At 36.9% G+C, this 22,671-nt stretch carries 18 protein-coding genes; 16 read left to right on the top strand and 2 right to left on the bottom strand.

Translation table 11 applies throughout. The features are described from left to right. Nucleotides 1–5: 5 nt before the first annotated feature. Nucleotides 6–1,499, top strand: a complete 1,494-nt coding sequence (locus tag RAH34_RS12800; protein ID WP_306596392.1) for a RagB/SusD family nutrient uptake outer membrane protein — start codon at nucleotides 6–8, stop codon at nucleotides 1,497–1,499. A 149-nt stretch (nucleotides 1,500–1,648) separates the two neighbouring features. Here the strand turns inward: RAH34_RS12800 and RAH34_RS12795 are convergent, their stop codons facing one another. Together RAH34_RS12795 and RAH34_RS12790 are read right to left on the bottom strand one after the other, a co-directional pair. After that, complete coding sequence (locus RAH34_RS12795; protein ID WP_306596391.1) at nucleotides 1,649–2,380, bottom strand: hypothetical protein; 732 nt, start codon at nucleotides 2,378–2,380, stop codon at nucleotides 1,649–1,651. A 498-nt stretch (nucleotides 2,381–2,878) separates the two neighbouring features. Then, the gene (locus RAH34_RS12790) at nucleotides 2,879–3,211 is read right to left on the bottom strand and encodes a hypothetical protein (protein WP_306596390.1); all 333 of its coding nucleotides are present in this window, start codon (nucleotides 3,209–3,211) and stop codon (nucleotides 2,879–2,881) included. Between the two features lie 634 nt (nucleotides 3,212–3,845). Here RAH34_RS12790 and RAH34_RS12785 point away from each other — a divergent pair. The 15 genes from RAH34_RS12785 to RAH34_RS12715 all read left to right on the top strand — a co-directional run bounded on the left by RAH34_RS12785 (nucleotide 3,846) and on the right by RAH34_RS12715 (nucleotide 22,670). Then, on the top strand, nucleotides 3,846–4,169 hold the full coding sequence (locus RAH34_RS12785) for a DUF6660 family protein (protein ID WP_306596389.1): 324 nt from the start codon (nucleotides 3,846–3,848) through the stop codon (nucleotides 4,167–4,169). Between the two features lie 148 nt (nucleotides 4,170–4,317). After that, nucleotides 4,318–8,679 (top strand): CusA/CzcA family heavy metal efflux RND transporter, encoded by a 4,362-nt coding sequence (locus RAH34_RS12780; RefSeq protein WP_306596388.1) that lies wholly within the window; start codon nucleotides 4,318–4,320, stop codon nucleotides 8,677–8,679. Between the two features lie 82 nt (nucleotides 8,680–8,761). Further along, entirely contained in the window at nucleotides 8,762–9,991 is a 1,230-nt protein-coding gene (locus tag RAH34_RS12775; protein ID WP_306596387.1) for an efflux RND transporter periplasmic adaptor subunit, read from the top strand. A 132-nt stretch (nucleotides 9,992–10,123) separates the two neighbouring features. Then, nucleotides 10,124–11,005: a bestrophin family protein gene (locus tag RAH34_RS12770; RefSeq protein ID WP_306596386.1), complete on the top strand. Its 882-nt coding sequence runs from the start codon at nucleotides 10,124–10,126 to the stop codon at nucleotides 11,003–11,005. A 16-nt stretch (nucleotides 11,006–11,021) separates the two neighbouring features. Next, on the top strand, nucleotides 11,022–11,918 hold the full coding sequence (locus RAH34_RS12765; RefSeq protein ID WP_306596385.1) for a cation diffusion facilitator family transporter: 897 nt from the start codon (nucleotides 11,022–11,024) through the stop codon (nucleotides 11,916–11,918). A gap of 17 nt (nucleotides 11,919–11,935) precedes the next feature. Next, nucleotides 11,936–12,355 carry a Fur family transcriptional regulator gene (locus tag RAH34_RS12760; RefSeq protein WP_306596384.1) on the top strand — a complete coding sequence of 140 codons (420 nt, stop codon included), beginning with the start codon at nucleotides 11,936–11,938 and terminating at the stop codon, nucleotides 12,353–12,355. 45 nt (nucleotides 12,356–12,400) lie between these two features. Continuing rightward, nucleotides 12,401–14,383 carry a heavy metal translocating P-type ATPase gene (locus RAH34_RS12755; protein WP_306596383.1) on the top strand — a complete coding sequence of 661 codons (1,983 nt, stop codon included), beginning with the start codon at nucleotides 12,401–12,403 and terminating at the stop codon, nucleotides 14,381–14,383. A gap of 437 nt (nucleotides 14,384–14,820) precedes the next feature. Beyond that, nucleotides 14,821–17,427: a T9SS-dependent M36 family metallopeptidase gene (locus tag RAH34_RS12750; protein WP_306596382.1), complete on the top strand. Its 2,607-nt coding sequence runs from the start codon at nucleotides 14,821–14,823 to the stop codon at nucleotides 17,425–17,427. Between the two features lie 447 nt (nucleotides 17,428–17,874). Next, nucleotides 17,875–18,237 carry a hypothetical protein gene (locus tag RAH34_RS12745; RefSeq protein ID WP_306596381.1) on the top strand — a complete coding sequence of 121 codons (363 nt, stop codon included), beginning with the start codon at nucleotides 17,875–17,877 and terminating at the stop codon, nucleotides 18,235–18,237. Between the two features lie 210 nt (nucleotides 18,238–18,447). Further along, complete coding sequence (locus RAH34_RS12740) at nucleotides 18,448–18,723, top strand: YHS domain-containing protein (protein ID WP_306596380.1); 276 nt, start codon at nucleotides 18,448–18,450, stop codon at nucleotides 18,721–18,723. Then, a complete protein-coding gene (locus RAH34_RS12735; protein ID WP_185144315.1) occupies nucleotides 18,710–19,387 on the top strand; it encodes an SCO family protein in 678 nt (225 codons plus the stop codon). Before RAH34_RS12740 ends, RAH34_RS12735 begins: the two co-directional genes overlap by 14 nt. 189 nt (nucleotides 19,388–19,576) lie before the next feature. Then, nucleotides 19,577–20,251 carry a superoxide dismutase gene (locus RAH34_RS12730; RefSeq protein WP_306596378.1) on the top strand — a complete coding sequence of 225 codons (675 nt, stop codon included), beginning with the start codon at nucleotides 19,577–19,579 and terminating at the stop codon, nucleotides 20,249–20,251. Between the two features lie 4 nt (nucleotides 20,252–20,255). Further along, entirely contained in the window at nucleotides 20,256–20,624 is a 369-nt protein-coding gene (locus RAH34_RS12725; RefSeq protein ID WP_228411929.1) for a hypothetical protein, read from the top strand. A 173-nt stretch (nucleotides 20,625–20,797) separates the two neighbouring features. Further along, entirely contained in the window at nucleotides 20,798–21,628 is an 831-nt protein-coding gene (locus RAH34_RS12720; protein ID WP_114819906.1) for an MbnP family protein, read from the top strand. Beyond that, nucleotides 21,621–22,670 carry a cytochrome-c peroxidase gene (locus tag RAH34_RS12715; RefSeq protein WP_306596377.1) on the top strand — a complete coding sequence of 350 codons (1,050 nt, stop codon included), beginning with the start codon at nucleotides 21,621–21,623 and terminating at the stop codon, nucleotides 22,668–22,670. Before RAH34_RS12720 ends, RAH34_RS12715 begins: the two co-directional genes overlap by 8 nt. Nucleotide 22,671 lies beyond the last annotated feature (1 nt).

Here is a 22,671-nt window from a genome sequence, read left to right as displayed (position 1 = left end):
AAACAATGAAAAAATTAAAATATATATCGTTTGCACTCATTGGATTTTTGTCAGTGATAAGCTGTGAAAATGATTTGGATACCGCACCCACTGATCAGGCCAACAGCGTGGAGGTTTTTAAAACCGCAGAAAGTGCAGAAACAGTGGTGAATGGCACCTGGGCAAAATTTAATAATGACGGAACAACATATGCCAATATCGGTTATTCCACCGTTTTAAGAGCCAGTGATGCCATGGGAAGTGATGTAGCGGTATTGACGAATAAATATGGCTTTGCTTCTACCTATGCTTTCACAGAGATGGTGAACAGTACAGCAAGCCGTACGCTGTTTATCTGGACTATGTTGTATTCCACCATCAATAATATGAATAATGTGATTACAAGAATTGATGGAACGGAAGGCAGCCAGGAGAAAAAGGATCAGGTGAAAGGCCAGGCAAAAGCATTACGTGCTTTCTGTTATCTGAATCTGGCGAGCTTTTATCAGTTCAGCTACCTGAAAGACAAGTCTGTTTTGACGGCTCCCATTTACACTGAACCTTCCACAACAAGTACGGTAGGGAAGAAAAGAGCAAGTCTTGAAGAAATCTATACTTTGATTAAAAGTGATCTTACGGATGCTGATAACCTGTTGAAAAATTATACAAGAAATAATAAGGATAAGATCAACCGTTCTGTGGTGAACGGGCTTTTAGCAAGAACTTACCTGAATACAGGTGAATGGAGTAAAGCTTCAGCATCTGCGAAAATTGCAAGAGAAGGTTTCCCTTTGATGGCTCCGGAAAAATATAAGGATGGCTTCAATGATATCAACAATGCAGAATGGATCTGGGGACATGGACAGACTCAGGAGCAGTCGGATGCGAGTTATGCCTTCCACTATCTGGATGTATCATCATCAGGAAGTTATTATTACAGCTTTATGGCGGATCCTTATTTTAAAGACCTTTTTGATACCAATGACATCAGATACCAGTTGTTTTCATGGGACGGGCAGAAAGGAAGAGAAGGTTTGCTGAGGTATGCTAAGTTTAAATTTAAGCCAACTCTTATTGCAGACATTGTTTACATGAGAGCTGCAGAAATGTATCTGATCGAAGCTGAGGCCGAAGCCAGAAATGGAAATGTTCCTCAGGCAGTCGCAGTATTGAATCAGTTGAAATCTGCAAGAAATGCTAATATTTATTCTGGATCATTATCACAGAATGCGGTAGTAGATGCAGTTTTGATTGAAAGAAGAAAAGAATTATTCGGAGAAGGATTCTCTCTTTCAGATATCATCAGAACGCAGGGTACAGTAGTAAGAAAACCGTTTGTAGACGCAGAAGGAAAACCCATAAAAGTTCAGATAACCACACCGGACGGTACCGTGAAAACCGTAGATGGTAAAGGGCATTCTGTTCTTGATTTCCCGGATAAATCTGCTTTTACACCCAATAGTAATTATTATTTATTCAGTATTCCACAAAGAGAGTTTGAGAATAACCCGAATTTATAAGATATAGTCCATAATTAGATTGATTTTTTTTAAGCCACTGCCTTTGCGGTGGTTTTTTTATTAAAAAACCGTTGCTAAAAAAGCAACGGTTTTAGGGTTATTAAACCCATCACATTATATTAAATTAATATGATCCAACTACTATTATGTTACTGCATTTTAAAATCTAAATAATTACTATCAATTTTTCCACTAAAAAAAATATAATTTTTGAATCTGTCTTTTTGATTTTTAGTTAAATATTGGTAAATTGAGTTATTAATACATATTCGTAACCAAAATTGATATATTTTATTAGTTTCAATAGGGTAAGAATACGAACTTTTATATAGTTCACTGTAGTTATACTTTAAAGGATTAAAATATATTTCAAAAGAATACTCTTGTTTAGGGTTTAATAATATTAAGTTTGCTAATAAATATTGATTTATTTCTGCCCATTCTTTACTTACTTTATTAAGTTTATTATTTTTTATCCATTTGTGAAGTTTAGCACTTTTGCTTCTTTTGTATTTAGCAATTTCGGACTGATATTTTTTTAATGCCATTTTATTATTCGCTAGATGAGGGTAATTGATACCAGAGCCTTCTATATAAGTGTTTTCATTTCTAAATAATGGCAAAAAACCTAGATCAGGATAAGAATCAATTAGATTAAAGTCAGAACATGGTTCCTCACTCATATAATTTTTAAACCCAGTAATATCTAGTGGTAATATATATTTATGATTTGAATCATTAGATATTTTTATTAATAGTTTAAATCTTTTCTCATTGTTTATTTCGTAAGCAGTATTTTCAATAATATTTACATGCACTTTTATTTGAGAATTTAAAATATGAAATGTAAACATTAAAATAAAGAGCAATTTTTTTTTCATTATTAAGGATTTAAAATTGAATTATTTAATTTAATTATTGTAAACTTTATTTACTCCCGCTCTTCGAAGTCTCTTGACGTTGAAACATTATAAAGATATTGTTAAATAAAAGTATTTCATTTAGTGTGCAAAATTAAGATTTTGATTACTAATTGAGGGTTTAATGGCATTTTTGATACTCTTGTACATGGCTTTTCCTAAAGATGTTCCTCCATTAAAATATTTGTCGATTTCGCTCCCTATTTAACCATAAGCAAAATCGGGATCATAAAGAATATTCTGTTCTTAATTTACCGGATAAATCCGCTTTTCCCCAAAACAGTAACTATTATTTATTCAGCATTCCACAAAGAGAATTTGAGAATAACCCGAATTTATAGGATATAGTCCATAATTAGATTGATTTTTTTTAAGCCACTGCTTTTGCGGTAGTTTTTTTATTAAAAAACCGTTGCTTTTTTAGCAACGGTTTTGTTTTTTTTAATTATTTTTTACTATTTAAGAATTATTTATATTCTGAGCTTTTGTAATAATCATATTTTTTCCTAGAAATCTTAGAAGAGATGCGAGTTTAGATAGATCATAGTCTATCATCTCTCGTTTTCCATCTAAAATATTTTGCAAGAATTGCCAATCCTCAACTAAGCTCCCCATCGTCAATTCTATGGGATCCTTATATGGGTTGTATAATTCTTCATCTGTAATATTCCAATATAAGTCACTGTCAAAAGTAAAAGAAGTTGAATCATTTAATTTATCTAACTCATTAATTAAAGCCTCAATAAGTTTTTTAATGTCTGCTTTTTTTAATTCGGGTTTATTATTTTCCATTGGATTATTAAATAATTTGTTAATCTCCCGCTTTCCGAAAGCCCAGACTTTGAAAAAATATAAGATATTGTTTTTACATGTTCCGGATTTTGGGAAAGATTACATAAATATTATCTGTAATAAAATGTATAAACTTTATTTGGAAAACTAATGTAGACCGTGTCTTCAATTGGTTTTCCTTCAATTTTCTTGAGATAAATCTTCTCATGAGAAGAGGGAGGGATCTGTCCAAAAGTAGAAGATCGAATACTTGTAATAGTCATATTTTTACTTTTAAAAGAAATATATATAGAATAGTGGTTTTGTATATTGTAAAGAGTACTTAGACCTACTTCTACATAACTAACTTTACCATTTGCATCTATAATTTCATAATGTTTCTTATCTTTTTTTAAATTGTCAATTGATTGATAACTTTCAAAATTGGTGGCTACACAGCTTGTAATTGTGCATAATGTAAAGACAAAATATATATATTTAATCATGATTATAATTTCTATATCATTAGAGTATTTGTTATCAATTTTGAATTCTGCATTATACAAATTAATAAATAATGAAAGCCTGTAATTCGGTTTTTGAATTTTGAAATGAATTATCCCGCAATTTACAAAAAATCTCTACCTTTGTACCCATGAACATCTTAAGATGGATACTGGCAATTTATTTCATGGCACTCTCATTGATGCCATGTGCTGATGTGTCTCATCCGCAGAATTCCGGGAATAAAATAGTTTCCCTGAGTGTTCAGGAAAACCATTCAAAAGAAAAAGGAGATATCTGTTCTCCGCTGTGTGCATGCAGCTGTTGCCAGATAACAGTTTCAGCATTTAAAATGGATCCTTTATTGGAAATTCCAGAGCAGATTCCCGCTTACTTTTCAAAGAAGATCCTGTTCCACAAAAATGACTTTGCCTATCAGGTTTACGACCCAATCTGGCAACCTCCTAAAATTTAATTTTTATTGACTTTTAGAAAGCCTATGCTTTCTGATACTTAACAGTGCTTGAAACTTTGCAATACCATTGCAGAGGTTTTCAGGATATTTTTGCTGCAGTATTTTATACTGTGAGCATTTACTTTTCAATAAAAATTAAATATCAATCGTGTTAGATAAAATCATAAAATTCAGTATCAAAAACAAGGTGATCATTGGATTGATGACCCTGGTGCTGATCATCTGGGGAACATGGAGTGCCACCAGATTACCTATAGATGCTGTGCCGGATATTACCAACAATCAGGTGCAGATCATTACCGTATGTCCTACGCTGGCGGGACAAGAAGTAGAACAGTTGGTTACCTTTCCCATTGAACAGAGTATTGCCAATGTTCCCGATATTCAGGAGACAAGAAGTATTTCAAGATTTGGACTTTCTGTGATTACAGTAGTGTTCAAAGAAAATGTAGATGTTTACTTTGCAAGACAGCTCATTAATGAACAGCTGAAAAATGCAGTAGAAGAAATTCCCAAAGGTGTAGGAACTCCCGAGCTGGCTCCTGTAAGTACAGGTCTTGGAGAAGTCTATCAGTATATTCTTCACCCTAAAAAAGGAAGCGAAAAGAAATACAATGCTAAAGAACTCCGTACCATGCAGGACTGGATTGTTCGAAGACAGCTGAACGGCACACCCGGAGTTGCAGAGATCAATAGTTTTGGAGGAGAATTAAAACAATATGAAGTGGCTATTGATCCCAATCGCTTAAAGGCAATGGGAACAAGTATCACTGAAATATTTACAGCACTTGAAAAAAACAATCAGAATACAGGAGGAGCTTATATTGATAAAAAACCCAACGCCTATTTTATCCGTGGAATTGGCCTGGTGACTTCTTTGGAAGATATCAGAAATATTGCGGTTAAAAACGAAACAGGAAGCGTTCCGATCTTTATAAAAGATGTTGCCGATGTTCGTTTGGGAAGTGCCGTTCGTTACGGAGCGTTAACCTATGACGGGAAAGTAGATGCTGTAGGTGGAGTCGTGATGATGCTGAAAGGAGCCAACAGTAATGAAGTGGTAAGCAATATCAAAGCAAAAATTCCGACCATTCAGAAATCTCTTCCCGATGACGTTATCATTGAACCGTTTCTGGACAGAACAGACCTTGTAGACAGAGCCATCAATACCGTACAGAAAAACCTCATCGAAGGAGCTCTGATCGTTATTTTCGTTCTTGTGATTTTCCTGGGAAATCTGAGAGCCGGACTTATCGTTGCTTCGGCCATTCCACTTTCCTTATTGTTTGCATTAGGAATGATGAATGTTTTCGGAGTGAGTGCCAATCTGATGAGCCTTGGAGCAATAGACTTCGGATTGATTGTAGATGGTGCGGTGATTATTGTAGAAGCTACGTTGCACCATTTAGGCGTAAGAAAATCTACCCGTGCTTTGACACAGTCTGAAATGGATGAAGAAGTTTTCCTTTCTGCTTCAAAGATCAGAAGCAGTGCAGCCTTCGGAGAAATTATCATTCTTATCGTATATATCCCGATTCTTACCCTGGCAGGTGTAGAAGGAAAAATGTTTACCCCAATGGCAAAAACTGTAGGATTCGCGATCCTGGGAGCATTGATTCTGTCACTGACTTATATTCCGATGATGAGCGCCTTGTTTTTATCTAAGAAAATATCCCACAAAGAAACCTTCTCTGATAAAATGATGAACCGTCTTCAGAAGATATATCAGCCATTATTACAGAAAGCAATCAAGGTAAAATATATCATTGTTTCTGCGACAGCTGTAGTATTCCTTATCTCTGCTTTTATTTTTAAAAATATGGGTGGTGAATTTATTCCTCAGCTGCAGGAAGGAGATTTTGCCTTCCATTGTATTTTACCACAGGGAAGCTCTTTGAGTCAGAGTATAGAAACCTCCATGCAGGCCTCAAGAATTATCAAGCAGTTTGATGAGGTGAAAATGGTCGTTGGGAAAACCGGTTCCGCTGAGGTTCCTACAGATCCAATGCCACCTGAAGCAACTGATATGATCGTGGTATTGAAACCACAAAGCGAATGGAAAACCAAAAAATCCTACAACGAACTCGCGGATGAGATCAGTGAAAAACTGGAAACAATTCCTGGGGTATTCTTTGAGAAAAACCAGCCTATTCAGATGCGTTTTAATGAGCTGATGACAGGAATAAGGCAGGATGTTGCCGTAAAGATTTTCGGAGAAAACCTTGATTCTCTTGCAATATATGCAGATAAAGTTGGGAAAATTATTCAGACCGTAGATGGAGCGACAGCACCACAGATCGAAAGAGTAAGTGGTCTTCCGCAGATCAATGTTCAGTATGACAGAACGAGAATCGCCAATTATGGATTAAATATTGAAGATGTCAACAATGCTGTAAGCACGGCCTTTGCAGGAAAAGCTGCAGGACAGGTGTTTGAAAATGAAAGACGTTTTGATCTGGTTGTGCGCCTTGATAGTCTTCACAGAACAGATATTTCAGATGTGAATAATCTGATGATCACTTCTGCTACCGGAGCTCAGATTCCATTGTCACAGGTTGCTAATATCAGTTACAAACTTGGACCGGCACAGATCAGTCGTGAACAGGGAAAACGTAGAATCGTTATTGGCTTCAATGTGAAAGACCGTGATGTGGAAAGTGTAGTAAGAGACATTCAGGCAAAACTGGAGAAAGTAAAGCTGCCTTCAGGATACTACTTTACTTACGGAGGTCAGTTTGAAAACCTGCAGGAAGCAAGCCAACGTCTGATGATCGCTGTTCCGGTATCATTGCTTCTGATTTTTATGCTTCTGTATTTTACTTTCCGTTCATTCAAACAGGCTGCATTGATTTTTACTGCCATTCCTATGAGTGCCATTGGCGGTGTATTTGCGCTTTTAGTGAGAGATATGCCGTTCAGTATCAGTGCCGGAATTGGATTTATTGCCCTGTTTGGAGTAGCAGTTCTTAACGGAATTGTTTTGATCGGAACATTCAATCAATTAGAAAAAGAAGGCGAAACCGATATTCTGAAAAGAGTATTTGAAGGAACAAAAACCAGATTAAGACCTGTGCTGATGACGGCTACCGTAGCTTCATTAGGATTTTTACCAATGGCTATTTCCACCGGAGCCGGAGCTGAAGTACAGAAACCTTTGGCAACAGTAGTGATTGGGGGTTTGGTAACCGCAACATTCCTTACACTATTCGTTTTGCCGATGTTGTATATCATTTTTAACACAAAGATTTTGAAAAGAAAAAATAATAATACGGGTATAATTACTGCTGTTTTGGTTGTAGGATTCATGATGCTGGGACAAACTTTTAGTGCACAGTCCAGACCGATTTCTGTAGAACAGGCGGTAGAGCAGGCAGTGAACAATAATTTAACGCTGCAGTCAAAAGACTTAAGCATTAAATCCGCCGAAGCATTGAGGGCAACTGCAAAAGAGCTCCCGAAATTAAGTTTTGAAGCACAGCTTGGACAATACAATAGTCCGAAGTTTGACCAGTCGTTTGCCATCTCACAAAGCATTCCTTTTCCGACATTATTTAAAGCAAGAAAAGAATTAATCAATGAGAATATTAAAAGCAAGCAGATTGATAAGGAAATTACAACCAATGAACTGATAAAGCAGGTTCGTACCTATTATTATCAGATTGAATATCTTCAGTATAATAAAGCTCAGCTGACCAGTCTGGATAAATATTATGAAGAGTTTATCCGAATTGCAACCGTAAGATTCAAAGCAGGAGATATCAAGAAAATAGAAATCAGTACTGCAGAAACCCAGAAGGGGGAAATTGATCTGCTGCTCAGACAAAATGAAGTCTTTCTGAACAACGCCTACAAGAATTTAAAAACGCTGATGAATACGTCAGAAGATCTTGAAGTTCCGTTTAACAAAGATTATGCTCCTTTAAAAGCAGAAAATGTACTCGACAGTACTGTGGTTGCCAACAATCCTACGGTAAAAGCTTTTTACCAGGAAATGGAGATCGCCGAAAAAAATAAGAAAGTTGAAAAGTCTCTCGGACTGCCTGATTTTAGTTTAGGATATACCAACCAGTCTTTGATAGGTCTTCATACCATCAACGGACAGGAAAATTTTTATAATTCAGGAAAACGTTTTCAGTCGGCAACAGTAGGAGTAGCCATTCCATTAACATTTGGGGCTACGAAAGCAAGAATTCAGGCGTTAGAATATGAAAAGCAGGTCGCAGAAACCAATGCTAAAATGCAGCAGAAACAGCTTTCTGCTCAGTTGGAAAATGCTTTCAGCCAGTATCAGCAGGATTTACAGCAGTATGATTACTATACAAGCCAGGCATTGCCTAACGCAGAGAAAATTGTAAAAGCAGCTCAGCTAGGATATAAAACAGGAGAAATTTCCTATGTGGAATATCTTTTTGCCCTGCAGACTGCCACAAATATCCAGTTGAAATATCTGGAATCTATCCAGCAGGTGAACCAATCTGTAGTTACTATTAACTCCATCATAAACAAATAATATGAAACCGCTGTTTATAAAAATTTCTGCCAGATCAATGAAAATGAAGGCATACAGCATCAGACAAAATACATTTTTACTTATGAAACTCAAATATAATATCATCCCTCTCGCCCTGATCTCAATCTTACTAACAAGCTGTGGAAAAAAAGAAGCTTCGGAAGAAAAAGCTCCTGAAAAAACAGAACAGAAAGAACAGGCTCACGAAGAAGCTCCAGAAACAATAGCTTCCCTTACAGAAGAGCAGATGAAGTCTGTAGGAGTGGCTTTAGGAAATGTAGAAATGAAAGAGTTGACATCCACGATAAAAGCCAATGGTTTGCTGAGTGTACCCAACAGCAATAAAGCAACCATCACTTCCCTGTACGGAGGAATCATTAAAACCATCAATATACAGATAGGAAGTATCGTGAAAAAAGGACAGGTCATTGCAACGATTGCCAATCCGGAATACATCCAGCTTCAGGAAGATTATCTGACTACCAATAGCAGAATAACCTATGCAGAACAGGAATACAGAAGACAAAGAGAACTTTTTGATAATGATGCAGGTGCCAAGAAAAATCTTCAGAGTGCAGATGCTGAGCTTAAAACCTTAAGAACAAAAAGAGCATCTCTTTTGAAACAGCTTCAGATGATGGGAATAAGCCCGGGAAAAGTAAGCAATGGAAATATGAAATCAGGTTTGGTCATTACTGCACCTATCAGTGGAACAATCAGCAGTATTACCGCACAGATCGGAAGTTATGTGGATATTTCTTCTCCTGTTGCCACAGTGATTGATAACGGTTCTATTCATCTCGATCTTCAGGTATTTGAAAAAGATCTTCCTAAAATGAGAGTCGGGCAGATTGTTCATTTTAAACTGACCAACAATCCGGAAACCGAATATGACGCAAGAATTTACAGCATCGGATCTTCTTTTGAAAATGAAAGTAAAACTATCTCTATGCATTGCGAAGTGATCGGAAACAAATCCGGTTTGATTGACGGAATGAATATCACCGGAATTGTCAGCCTTGATAAAAGCACAACTCCTGCAGTGCCTACAGAAGCTATTGTAGAAGCAGACGGGAAATATTACGTGTTTATTCAGACTGATAAAAAGGTGGAAGAAGAACATGAAGAAAAAGGGAAACCTCATCCGAAAACCTTAAACTTTGAGAAAATAGAAGTGGTGAAAGGAACTTCCGATATGGGATACACTGCGATAACTCCCGTTGGAAATATTCCTGACAATGCAAAAATCGTAGTGAAAGGCGCATTTTTCGTGAATGCCAAACTGGTGAATTCAGGAGAGCACGAACATTAATGAAGGCAGCCGGAATCAGTAAAATGTCGATTTTAATCCTTAAATTAGAGCTGTTTACGGAGTTTTTATTGATGAAAGCGGCAGAAAAAAAGTAAAGATTATCTCACCGAATTTTTAATAAATGACCTGATTATGTTACTAAACAAAAAAATATCAGTCTGGTATTTCATCCGTGAAATAAAAACCCAAATTCTGTTCATCGGAATATTTGCTATCGCTATTGGTCTTTTGGACGAATTACCATGGTTTCGCAAGATCTCACTGCCTTTGAATATTCCTGCATTATTGGGTACAGCTGTATCATTGCTGCTGGCATTCCGTACTTCCCAGTCCTATGAAAGATGGTGGGAAGCAAGAACAGTTTGGGGCGCTATTGTCAATGATTCCAGAACTTTTGTGAGGCTGATCATTCAGTTTATGCCGGCAGGAGAAGACAAAGCAATAAAAGAATTTGCCGAAAGACAGATCATCTGGACCTATGCCCTTGGAGAATCATTGAGAAAACAGCCGTTTTCTGAAAAAGTTCAGCAGTATTTGGATCAACATCAGATCAAAGCAGCCAATATTCCCAACGCCATTCTGGATGAACACTCCAGACAGCTGAAAGAAATTGCGGCTTCAAAAGGTCTGACGGATTTTCAGCAGATGCAGCTGAATGATATCATCACGAGGCTCTGCGACAGTATGGGAAAATGTGAAAGACTTAAGAATACTGTTTTTCCACGTTCTTATAGTGTTTTAGTACATATCCTGATCTATGTTTTTGCGGCTATCCTTCCGTTTGGGCTTGACGATTCCCAGCTGTTGGTAGAAATTGCCATTACTTTCCTGGTTCCGGTGACATTCATTGCTATTGAAAAAACATCCATCATCATGCAGGATCCGTTTGAAAATGGACCTGTAGATACACCCATGACTTCTCTGGCACAGACCATCGAGATCAATATCAGACAGATGATCGGTGAGCAGAATGTTCCCCCTAAAAAAGAAAATACATCTTATTATGAAATGTAATTAAACCATACACAATATGGAAAGTAAACCAATACAAACCATTTCTGCAGGAAGCAGACATAAAAAGAACCTCCTGATTGTTCTTTGCCTCAGCGGAACCTATCTCATTGCTGAGGTAATAGGAGGAATAATTACCAATAGTCTTGCACTATTAGCGGATGCAGCCCATATGCTGACCGATGTGGTAGGATTATTGCTGGCATTTATTGCCATTAAAATAGGAGAAAGAAAAGCAGATCCTTCCAGAACATATGGTTATTATCGGACAGAAATATTAGCAGCTGTTATCAATGCAGTGGTGTTACTGGCCATTTCGATCTATGTTTTGTTTGAAGCTTATCAGCGTTTTCAGAATCCGCCCGAAGTACAAAGTAAATCAATGCTGATTGTAGCCGGAATCGGATTGATCGTCAATATTGTCGGAATGATGATTCTCAGAAAAGACTCAGAAGGCAGTCTCAATATGAAAGGTGCCTACTTTGAAGTTCTTTCAGACATGCTTACTTCTGTAGGAGTCATGATCGCAGGAGTAATTATGCTGACCACGGGCTGGTACTATGCTGATCCATTGATTTCAGCGGCAATAGGATTGCTGATCTTTCCAAGAACATGGAGACTGTTGAAAGAAGCCATTAATGTTTTGCTGGAAGGAACCCCTAAAGATGTAGATATTCATGCACTTCGCCAATCATTGGAGAATACTCCGGGAGTGAAAGATGTTCATGATCTGCATGTGTGGTCACTGACATCCAGTGTTAATGCGATGAGCGCACACGTTGTAAAAGAGAATGGGTATTCCCAGAATCAATTATTAAAAACATTGACAGATACAACGATGGCTGATTTTAAAATCAGTCATACCACTTTTCAGATCGAAGAAGAAGGCTATGAAGAAAATGAAGTCCATCTGTAACCATTTAAAATCGTACAATGAAAAAAGGTATCGAACACAAACTTATGGATAAAAATACCAAACCTACCAGTATGAGGATTTTGGTATATGATTTCTTAAGCTCTCAGGAAGCGGCTTTATCCCTTTCTGAAATAGAAAATCATTTTGAGAATGCTGACAGAATCACCCTCTACAGGACATTGAAAACCTTTGAAGAAAAAGGAATTGTTCACAGCATTCAGGAAAATACAACCACGAAATACAAACTATGCGAAGACGATTGTGATGAAAAGACACATAAAGACTGGCATCTTCATTTTTACTGTAAAATATGCAAGCAGACTACCTGCAAAGAAGATATTTCCTTCCCGGAAAACATCCAGACCAATTTCAGGATTGATGAAATAAGATTATTTGCCAAAGGAATCTGTGAAAACTGTCTTGAAAGTTTGCAATAGCATTGCATCAGTCTCATCTTTACATTTGTATAAAAATATTCAGTTATGGAAAAATGCTGTAGTACAACCCCGGAAAAACCTGATACAAAAGGACACAAACATAACCATGCAGAAGGAGACGGACATGACCATGACGGGCATGATCACTCTCACAACTCAGGAGATCAGACGGTCTTTCAGATGTTTCTGCCGGCCATTATATCCTTTATCATTTTATTGTTAGGAATTGCCTTTGACAACTATATAAAACCTGCTTGGTTTACAGGCTGGGTAAGTTTGGTATGGTTCCTTGCCGCGTATATTCCTGTGGGATTTCCTGTATTAAAAGATGCTTATAAAAGTATCATCAAAGGAGATGTGTTTTCAGAATTCTTTCTGATGAGTATCGCAACCATTGGTGCTTTTGCCATCGGAGAATATCCTGAGGGTGTAGCAGTAATGCTGTTTTATGCTGTAGGAGAAGTATTCCAGTCTATGGCGGTAACAAGAGCTAAGGGAAATATAAAAGCATTATTGGATCAGCGTCCCGATGAGGTAACGATTATGGAAAATAATCAGCCCAAGACCATGAAGGCCAAAGAAGCTAAAATTGGAGATGTCATCCAGCTGAAACCCGGTGAAAAACTGGCCCTGGATGGGGAATTGCTTTCAGATTCCGCTTCATTCAATACCGCAGCTTTAACGGGAGAAAGTAAACCCGATACCAAAAATAAAGGCGAAGTGGTTCTTGCCGGAATGATCAATATGAACAGTATTGCTCTGGTAAAAGTAAATACGGCTTATGAAGACAGTAAACTGAGCAAAATCCTGGAACTGGTTCAGAATGCTACGGCTCAAAAAGCCCCTACTGAATTATTCATCAGAAAATTTGCGAAAGTATACACGCCCATCGTTGTATTTCTTGCCATAGGAATCTGTTTGCTGCCTTACTTCTTTGTAAGCGATTATCAGTTCAGAGACTGGCTGTACAGAGCATTGATTTTCCTTGTGATTTCCTGTCCTTGTGCCCTTGTGATTTCAATCCCGTTAGGATATTTTGGAGGAATCGGTGCCGCTAGCCGAAACGGAATCTTGTTCAAAGGAAGTAACTTCCTGGACAGTATTGCAGAGATTCAAAATGTAGTGATGGATAAAACAGGAACCATGACAGAAGGGGTATTCAAAGTTCAGGAAGTAAGCATAAGCCCTGAATTTGACAAAGAAGAAATTCTTCAGATGGTTAATGCCCTTGAAAGCAAAAGTACTCATCCCGTTGCAACGGCTATTCACAATTTTGTAGGAGATATTAATCACAGCATTCCCTTGGAAAATGTAGAGGAAATTGCAGGCCATGGATTAAAATCAACGATCAAAGGAAAAGAACTTCTGGTAGGGAACTTTAAACTGATGGATAAGTTCAACATCCGTTATGATCTTAACCATGCTAATATTGTATATACGGTAATTGCGGTAGCTTATGATAAAAAATTTGCAGGCTATATAACCATTGCAGACAGCATCAAAGAAGATGCTAAAGAAACGGTAGACAATCTGCATAAAATGAATGTAAAAGCTACCATGCTGAGCGGTGATAAAAGTACCGTTGTGAAATATGTAGCACATCAGTTGGGTATCGACAATGCATTCGGAGATCTGTTGCCTGAAGACAAAGTAAACAAGGTTAAAGAAATCAAAGCCAGAAACCAGACGGTAGCTTTCGTAGGAGACGGAGTGAATGATGCTCCGGTAGTTGCTTTAAGCGATGTAGGAATTGCAATGGGAGGTTTGGGAAGTGATGCGACTATTGAAACGGCAGATGTAGTGATTCAGGATGATAAACCGAGTAAAATCCCGATGGCCATCAATATTGGAAAGCAAACGAAAAAGATCGTTTGGCAGAATATTGTGCTTGCCTTTGCCGTAAAAGCTGTTGTTCTCATCCTGGGAGCCGGTGGGCTGGCAACCATGTGGGAAGCTGTTTTTGCGGATGTAGGAGTAGCATTGCTGGCTATTTTAAATGCAGTGAGAATTCAGAGAATGAAATTTTAAGAAGCAAATAATAAACACAACTCAATTATATTCAATAAAAGCTCTGCTGGATTTCAGTAGGGCTTTTGTTTTTTTATATATTATGCTAATCATTCCGCAGATACTACAAATATGCAATATGCTATTTTTGTTAATCTAAGTAAAAGTGTGTTTAAATTAGAGTTTTTTCCCTATTGGCATGATCGTTCAGGAATTGGTAATTTCAATTAAAAGTCAATTGATAACACTTACTCATGTTTATAGGTTCTTATTTTCATACTTCATCCAATTTTACTCCAAAAAAATAATAGTTGAAAATTAATATATGTAAAATTTAATAATTTGTTAAATAATATTTCGAGAATATTTTATTGTAAAACAAAATGTTTGTTGAATTTTCAATCAAAATATATTTTTGATGATTATTATATTTAAATTGACGGGTAAAACAATCAAATATGAAAAATATTAAACTATCTGTTCTGGCTACCGCATTTGTAGCTTTTCCATCCTTACATTTATTTTCTCAGGATAATGAAAAACTAATCAGAGATTATATTTCACAAAATAAGATTAGAGAATATAAAAAAACAGATCTCACCAATTTTATTATTGATAATACAGATGTATCAAAATCATTAAATGGTGATTTGGTGAAGTTTCAGCAGGTTTATAATGGATTTCCGGTTTATAATTCTGTTGGGACAGCACTTATTCAAAATAATAAGATTGTTTATTACACAGATAATTTTGTGAAAAATTATACGCAGTCAACCTCTAATTTTGCAGGAATTAGTAAACCTATTATTCTTCAAAAAATAGCAGACGCAATTGGAAATCAGGAAATTCAAGCTTATCCTATTCTTGGTTTTTCAGATGCTGAACCCGAGAATGGTAATAATACAGCTAAACAAAGATTAGTATATGCAGAACATAATGGTGATTTAGTGCTGGCGTACGAATTCTCAATTAGGGAGCCAAAATCTTCCAATTTCTGGGATATTCTGGTTAATGCCCAAACTGGAGAAATTATAAGTAAGAAAAATTTGACTTTGTCCTGTAATTTCAATACAAATGCCTATCATCATGATATATCTCACCTTGGAAATTCAGAAGAAAATAGGAGTAGTGAAGTCCCGGATTTGAGAAATCAACAGCAGGTCTCTTCTTTTTTAGTTCCGGATAATGCTTCCTATAATATATTTCCGTTACCTACTGAAGCCCCTACATTTGGTTCAAGATCAATTGTTTCAAATCCTTGGATTTTAGCTTCTTCTCCGGAAGGATGGCATTCTGACGGCACCAATCACTACACTATTACCAGAGGTAATAATGTACATGCCTACGAAGATACCGCAAATGCAAATGCCCCGGGATTTTCTCCTGATGGTGGGGTTAACAGAAATTTTAATTTTCCTTATAGTACAAACGGAACTCCTGCAGCTAATCAAAGCGCTGCTATTACCAATTTATTCTATATGAATAATAAGGTGCATGACATATTTTACAAATTTGGTTTTACAGAATCTGCAAGAAATTTTCAACAAAATAATTTTGGCCTTGGAGGTGTTGGAAATGACTATGTAAAAGCTGAAGCTCAAGATGGAGGAGGAACAAATAATGCCAATTTCGCAACTCTTCCGGATGGGAACAGCGGAAGGATGCAGATGTACTTATGGTCAGCCCTTAACAGAATGTTTTTTTATAATGCACCCGATGTCGCTGTTCCACGACAACCGGCTGTTGCGACAGCACAGTTTGGCCCAGTCTTAAATGCAGCAGGAGTTACAGGAAATGTACAATTATCATCAGTTCTGGATGGATGCTCTGCTCTGCCAGCCGGCTCACTTACCGGGAAAATAGGATTATTAGAAAGAGGAACCTGTACTTTTGCGGTTAAAGTAAAAAATGCTCAAAATGCGGGCGCAATGGCAGCTATCATTTATAATACGCCAACATCTACTCCAACTAGCCAGATGGGGGGAACAGACGCTACTATTACAATTCCTTCTGTTTTAATTGATAATACTGAAGGAGAATATATTAAAAATTTGCTTTCTGCTTCAACGGTTGTAAATGTTACCTTAAAAAATGATCCTGCAACCGGAACAACCCCTGATGGAGATTTTGACAATGGCGTTATTACCCACGAATATGGACATGGAATTTCCACCAGACTGACGGGGGATGGATATTCCTGTTTAGACCCATCAGTCAATAAAGAGCAAATGGGAGAAGGATGGTCTGACTTCTTTGCCATTATGCTAACCAATAAAGTGGGAGATAATGCTTCTGTGCCGAGAGGAATGGGAACATATGTAATAGGACAACCTATTACAGGTGCGGGAATAAGACCTGCAAAATATTCACCGGATTTTGCTATAAACGATTATACATATGGAAATACTAATGGAATGGAATCAAGTTCCAATGGTAGTCCTGATGTTCATTCCATAGGTTTTGTCTGGGCAACCATGTTATGGGATCTGCATTGGAAATATGTTGAAAAATATGGTTATTCTTCAGATGTAACAGCTAATATGACCAATGGCAGTTCAAGAGTACTGCAAATAGTTACGGATGCATTAAAGCTTCAGGCTTGTAATCCTACATTTATTGACGGAAGAAATGCTATTTTGGCAGCAGATTTAGCTGCTACAGGAGGTTTGGATAAATGTATGATCTGGAATACATTTGCTAAAAGAGGGCTGGGAGTTAATGCTTCTGCGGGCAGTAAAACTGATATTAATGATCAGGTTGAGGATTTTACGGTTCCTGCAGAATGTGCACTTGCTGCAAACGATGTAAAGATTGCTAAAAATTCAATTTCAATTTATCCCAATCCTGCTAAAAATGAATTTTACATTAATTTCCCAAATAATATTTTAGGAAAAGTAAGTGTTGATATTTACGATATGTCTGGAAAATTAATTTTTTCGGAAGGAAAAATATCAACAAATGCTAAAAAATCAATTTCCACTGATCAATTAACAAATGGGGTGTATATGGTAAAAATAAAAGGGCTTGGAATTGATACGGTTTCCAAGCTTATCGTAGAAAAGTAAATGACTCACTCATCAATATTATCTCACTCCAGGTTTTTCCTGGAGTGATTTTTATTTTCTAAAAGTAATAAGAGATTGAATAGAAAAACGATTTTTTAGCAAAGATGTGTTAGCTTTGATCTTGGTTCAAAAATATAAAATTGGAGTACAGCTTTTTGAAAGATTGACACAAAACAGTGATGCTCATTATGTGGTGGTAAATAGTTGTGTTTAAAAAAAACTCTGCCAAAAATATCAGCAGAGTTTTTATTAACAAGATTAAATTGTATATAAAGAACTAAATTTTCAGATCTTAACCTACTCAAAGTTCGGGATAATATGATGATAGTAACAGCCACAGTTTTGTAAATTTTAAAGGTAACAGATAAAAACTTTCCAATGACATTCATCATAAATCATCCAGAAAACAGTTTTGAAGTAGTATATTTGTAACAGAGAACAAAATCGTTGAGGTTATTTATTTCCATATTCGTCATCTTTACCGTTGCATTACGTCCCGTTTTGCCATTGGTAAATTATGCGATGAACTATGATTATATTGTGAAAAACCTTTGTGAGAACAGAAATGTACCACAATCAACCTGTAAAGGAAAATGCTATGTGGAAAAAGAACTGGCCAAAACAGAAAAACAGTCCAATAGCTCCCAAACCATAAAGATTGCAGGCTTGGATGTTTTTATTGCTCATGATATCCTTTCCTTTTCCTCTCAACTGAACTCGGAATTGCTTACTGAAATTCCCGATTCAAGTTATTTTAATTCTCATTCTTCAGAATACTTTTCCAGGATATTCCATCCTCCATTGGCTTAATTTTTTTAAAAACTAAATTATTAGTTTAAAAAAAACGAAGTTTGCAAAGGCTTTCATTACAAGCCATTAAAGATACATGCTGCAATAAAAATCAACTATTGTAAACAATAAGAGATCCATCGGTTCTTCTTGAGGAATGCTGTGCTTTTTCAGACTTGTTTATTGTATCATAACTTTATTTAACATTATTAATTTCAATTTAACATTAAAATGAAATCTCCTATTATTTTGACTGCCCTGTTGTCAATATCATTACTATCGTGTGCCAAAGAAACTCCTCAGGTAAAGCATGCAAGCCATATGGACTCTTCGGGAAAGAAAATAGAAAATGTACAGGTAGTAAATGAAGAAGACCCTATCTGCCACATGAAAACGGCAGGATCTATTAACGATACAGCCGTATATAAAAATAAAACGTATGGTTTTTGCAGTGTATCCTGCAAACATGAATTCAAAAAAAGCCCTGAGAAATATGCCCAAAAATAAAAAGAACAATAATAAAAGTAAAGTGATTATACCCATCGCTTTATTTGCATTGCTTTTCCTTGGAATAGGGGTAGGAATGGGGTATTTTAAAAAGAATCTTTATACCGTCATGAAAGTTCCTGATTTTGAACTTACAGATCAGAACAGTAAAAAAATCACCAATAAGGATATGTTGGGAAAGGTATATCTTGTGGAATTTTTCTTTAGCAAATGCCCTACTATATGCCCGGTGATGAATACTAATATGAAGGCGATTCAGAACCAGATTAATGATCCGGACTTCGGGATTATCTCTATCAGTATCGATCCGGAAAATGATACTCCGGAAGCCTTGAAAGAACATGCTCAAAGAATAGGGGCAAAATCTCCGAACTGGCATTTCCTGACCGGTGATCGTGCCTATATTGGAAATCTTGCTAATCAATTTAATATCTACGTAGGTGATAAAGAAGATGAAGGAGAAAGCCTGAACCACAGCGGAATGATTGCGCTGGTAGATCAGGAAGGAAATATCCGATGCAGATACAATAAAGAAAACATGCCTATTCTGTATTATTCAGGATTGAATTACGAAGATCCGGAAGGTAAAACACCCATGCTGACAGGAAAATATCACCCGGACAGAGAAATCCTGATCGAGGATATTAAGAAATTATTGAAATAGAGAGGAGGGGAGCTGGATGCTAGGATCTGGAAGTTATTCCGGACGGTGAAGCTCTAGCAGTTTTTTGAGATGGCTATAAAAGCAAATAGAAGTTGAAGAAGTTAGGTTATGACATCAGTAACTTCCAGCTTCCATCACCCATCCTCCCGCTTAATAAGAAAACATTGTTCAACCATAAACAAAGAAATTATGAAGATTTTGAAAATAGCTGCTTTAAGTGCAGTTTTCGCAGCCCAATTTACACTGGCTCAGTTTAAGCAGACGCCTCTGCCATATGCTTATAATGCTCTGGAAGGAAATATTGATGCCCAAACGATGGAAATTCACTATTCAAAACATGGAGCGGCTTATGCCTCCAATTTGAATAAAGCCATTGCAGGAACTCCACAGGAAAAAGAAACTTTGTTTCAGATTCTTTCCAATGCTTCAAAACTGCCTGCTGCTGTAAGAAATAACGCAGGAGGACATTACAACCACGAATTGTTCTGGACGGTTCTTACGCCTCAGAAAAACACGCAGCCTTCAGCAAAATTAGCAAAGGCCATCACTGAAACTTTCGGAAGCATGGATGCTTTTAAAGAAAAGATGAGCAAAGCAGGAGCAGACCGTTTTGGTTCCGGATGGGCCTGGCTTTCTGTAGGAAAAGACGGGAAATTGTTTGTTTCCTCTACTCCTAACCAGGACAATCCTTTAATGGATGTAGTAGAAGAAAAGGGAACTCCTATCTTCGGAATTGATGTATGGGAGCATGCTTATTATTTGAAATATCAGAATAAAAGAGCAGATTATCTTACCGCGATCTGGAATGTGACCAACTGGAAAGAAATCAGCAGAAGATATGACGAAGCGATAAGCAAGAAATAATCTGATGAAAATATTGTACAGCATACTTTTTACCTTCTATATGGTGCTAAGACCTTTAGTACCTATGGTTGAGTATGCTGTAAATTATGATTATATTGTTAAAGTTCTCTGTATTAATAAATCCAGGCCGGAGATTCACTGTAACGGAAAATGTTACCTGAGTAAAGAACTGTCCAAAACCTATGATTCTGAATCTTCACCTTTTCAGAAACTCAAAAACTCAGGACAGAAAGTTCTGGATACCTATATTCTGCCGGAGACTACAGAGATCAACACTACTGGAAAAATTTCGTTTTTCAATTTCAATTTTACCTACGAAACAGCTTATTCTTTTCTGTTTCTTACCCATATTTTCAAACCACCGGTTTTTTAAGTTAAACGATCACTATTCAACCACAAAATTCACAAAAGCATAGATAAATAAAAAAGCTGAAGTGTTCTTATTGTGTATAAAACTTTTCACTTAATAAACTTAAGTGTAAGAACTTTTGTGTCTTTTGTGGTAAAAAAGCCATTCAAATTATAATTCAACTTAAAAAATCAACAATGAAAATTTATAAATTTTTATCACTATTCTTTATTGCCTTTACTTTATTCTCTTTTGTAGCCTGCGAAAGCAGCAGGGATGACGAAAATCCCCAGGATACTACCCCTGGGAAACTTCAGATCAAATTTGAAAACGGATTTAATAATGTAGGAGACATCGTTTTGAATCAGACGGTTCAGACCTCTTCCAACGGACAAAAGCATAACTTTTCTGCCTTAAAATATGTCATCAGTAATATTGCATTGATCGACGAAAACGGAAATGAGTTTAAATACAATGAAAACAACCCTGATAAAGGTGCTTTTATCGTAGATCAGGCAGATGCTGTAGCCGGAATTGTTTATCTTAATCTGGATGGCGTTCCGAAAAACAACTACAAAAAAATAAGATTCGGATTAGGTGTGAGTCAAAAAGCGTACTTGCTGGGACAGGACGGGCAGGCTGAATTCTGGACAAAAGCCAAGCAGAAGGGAATGTCATGGTCATGGGCAGCGGGTTATGTTTTTGTAAAACTGGAAGGGAAATACGGGAATGATACCCCTTCAAAAGAATTCATGAACCATACCGGCAATATGGGAAATGTTACTGCTAATCAGCAGCCTGATTTATACCGTGAAATCACATTGAATCTTCCGACAACGGCAAGGGTGACGGCAAAAATTCGTCCTTCTGTTCATATTCTGGCAGACCTGAACCAGTTTTTGAGCGGAGATAAAGCGCTTACTCTTACTACAGCTAATGACATGCTGATGGGCTCCAACCAACACCTGGTGGATGTTACCAACAATCTCACAAAAATGTTTAAAGTAGACCACGTTCACAATGATTAATTTCTTTTTAAAAACATTATTGGTTCTGTTTGTATTGGTATTAAGCTGTATTTCCTGTTCTGATGAGGTTATACAGCCACTGGAAAAAGATGAAGCCTATAACCTGAAGTTTCCCTCTTATTTTCCGGAAATGACTTTTGATAAATCGATCAATCCGGTAACTAAGAACGGCGTGGAGCTGGGAAGAAAATTATTCTATGAAGGCAGGCTTTCAAGGAATAATACCATTTCATGCGGTTTCTGCCATATCCAGGAAAATGCCTTTACCCATCACGGGCATACCGTAAGCCATGGGGTGGATGACAGAATAGGAATCAGAAATGCACCACCCATCCAGAATATGGCTTTTTTGAAAAGATATATGTGGGACGGAGTGATTCATAATCTGAATGAACAACCCATCAGCCCGATTACCGACGTCAATGAAATGGACAGTTCCATACCGGAAGCTATTTCGAAAATAAAAGATGATCAGAAGTATAAAAAACTATTCAGAGAAGCTTATGGAGATGAAACCATTACCGGAGAGAGAATTCTGAAAGCATTGTCGCAGTTTATGGCTTCTTTAATTTCTGCAGATTCAAAATACGACAGATTCAAACAGGGAAAAGAACCATTGACTTCAACAGAATCTCAAGGGATGGCTTTATTCGGACAGAAATGTGCTTCCTGTCATAGCGGAGAACTGTTTACGGATGAGAGTTTCAGAAATACGGGAATGTATTACAATACAGAATTCAAGGATGCAGGAAGATATAGAGTTTCCCTTAATCAGGTGGACTGGATGAAATTCCGTGTTCCCAGTTTAAGAAATGTAGAATACACCGCACCTTATATGCATGACGGAAGATTTTACACCTTAGAGGCAGTACTCAATTTCTATTCGGATCATGTGGTAGATAATGCCAATCTTGATCCACAGCTGAAACAGAACGGCCACATAGGAATTGCCATGAACAGTCAGGAAAGACAATCAATCATTGCGTTCCTGAAAACATTATCGGATAAAAGTTTTATATCCAATCCAAAATTTGCAGAATAAT

Source organism: Chryseobacterium sp. WLY505 (assembly GCF_030846215.1).
Classification (GTDB): domain Bacteria; phylum Bacteroidota; class Bacteroidia; order Flavobacteriales; family Weeksellaceae; genus Chryseobacterium.
This window is presented reverse-complemented; position numbering and strand designations above follow the sequence as displayed.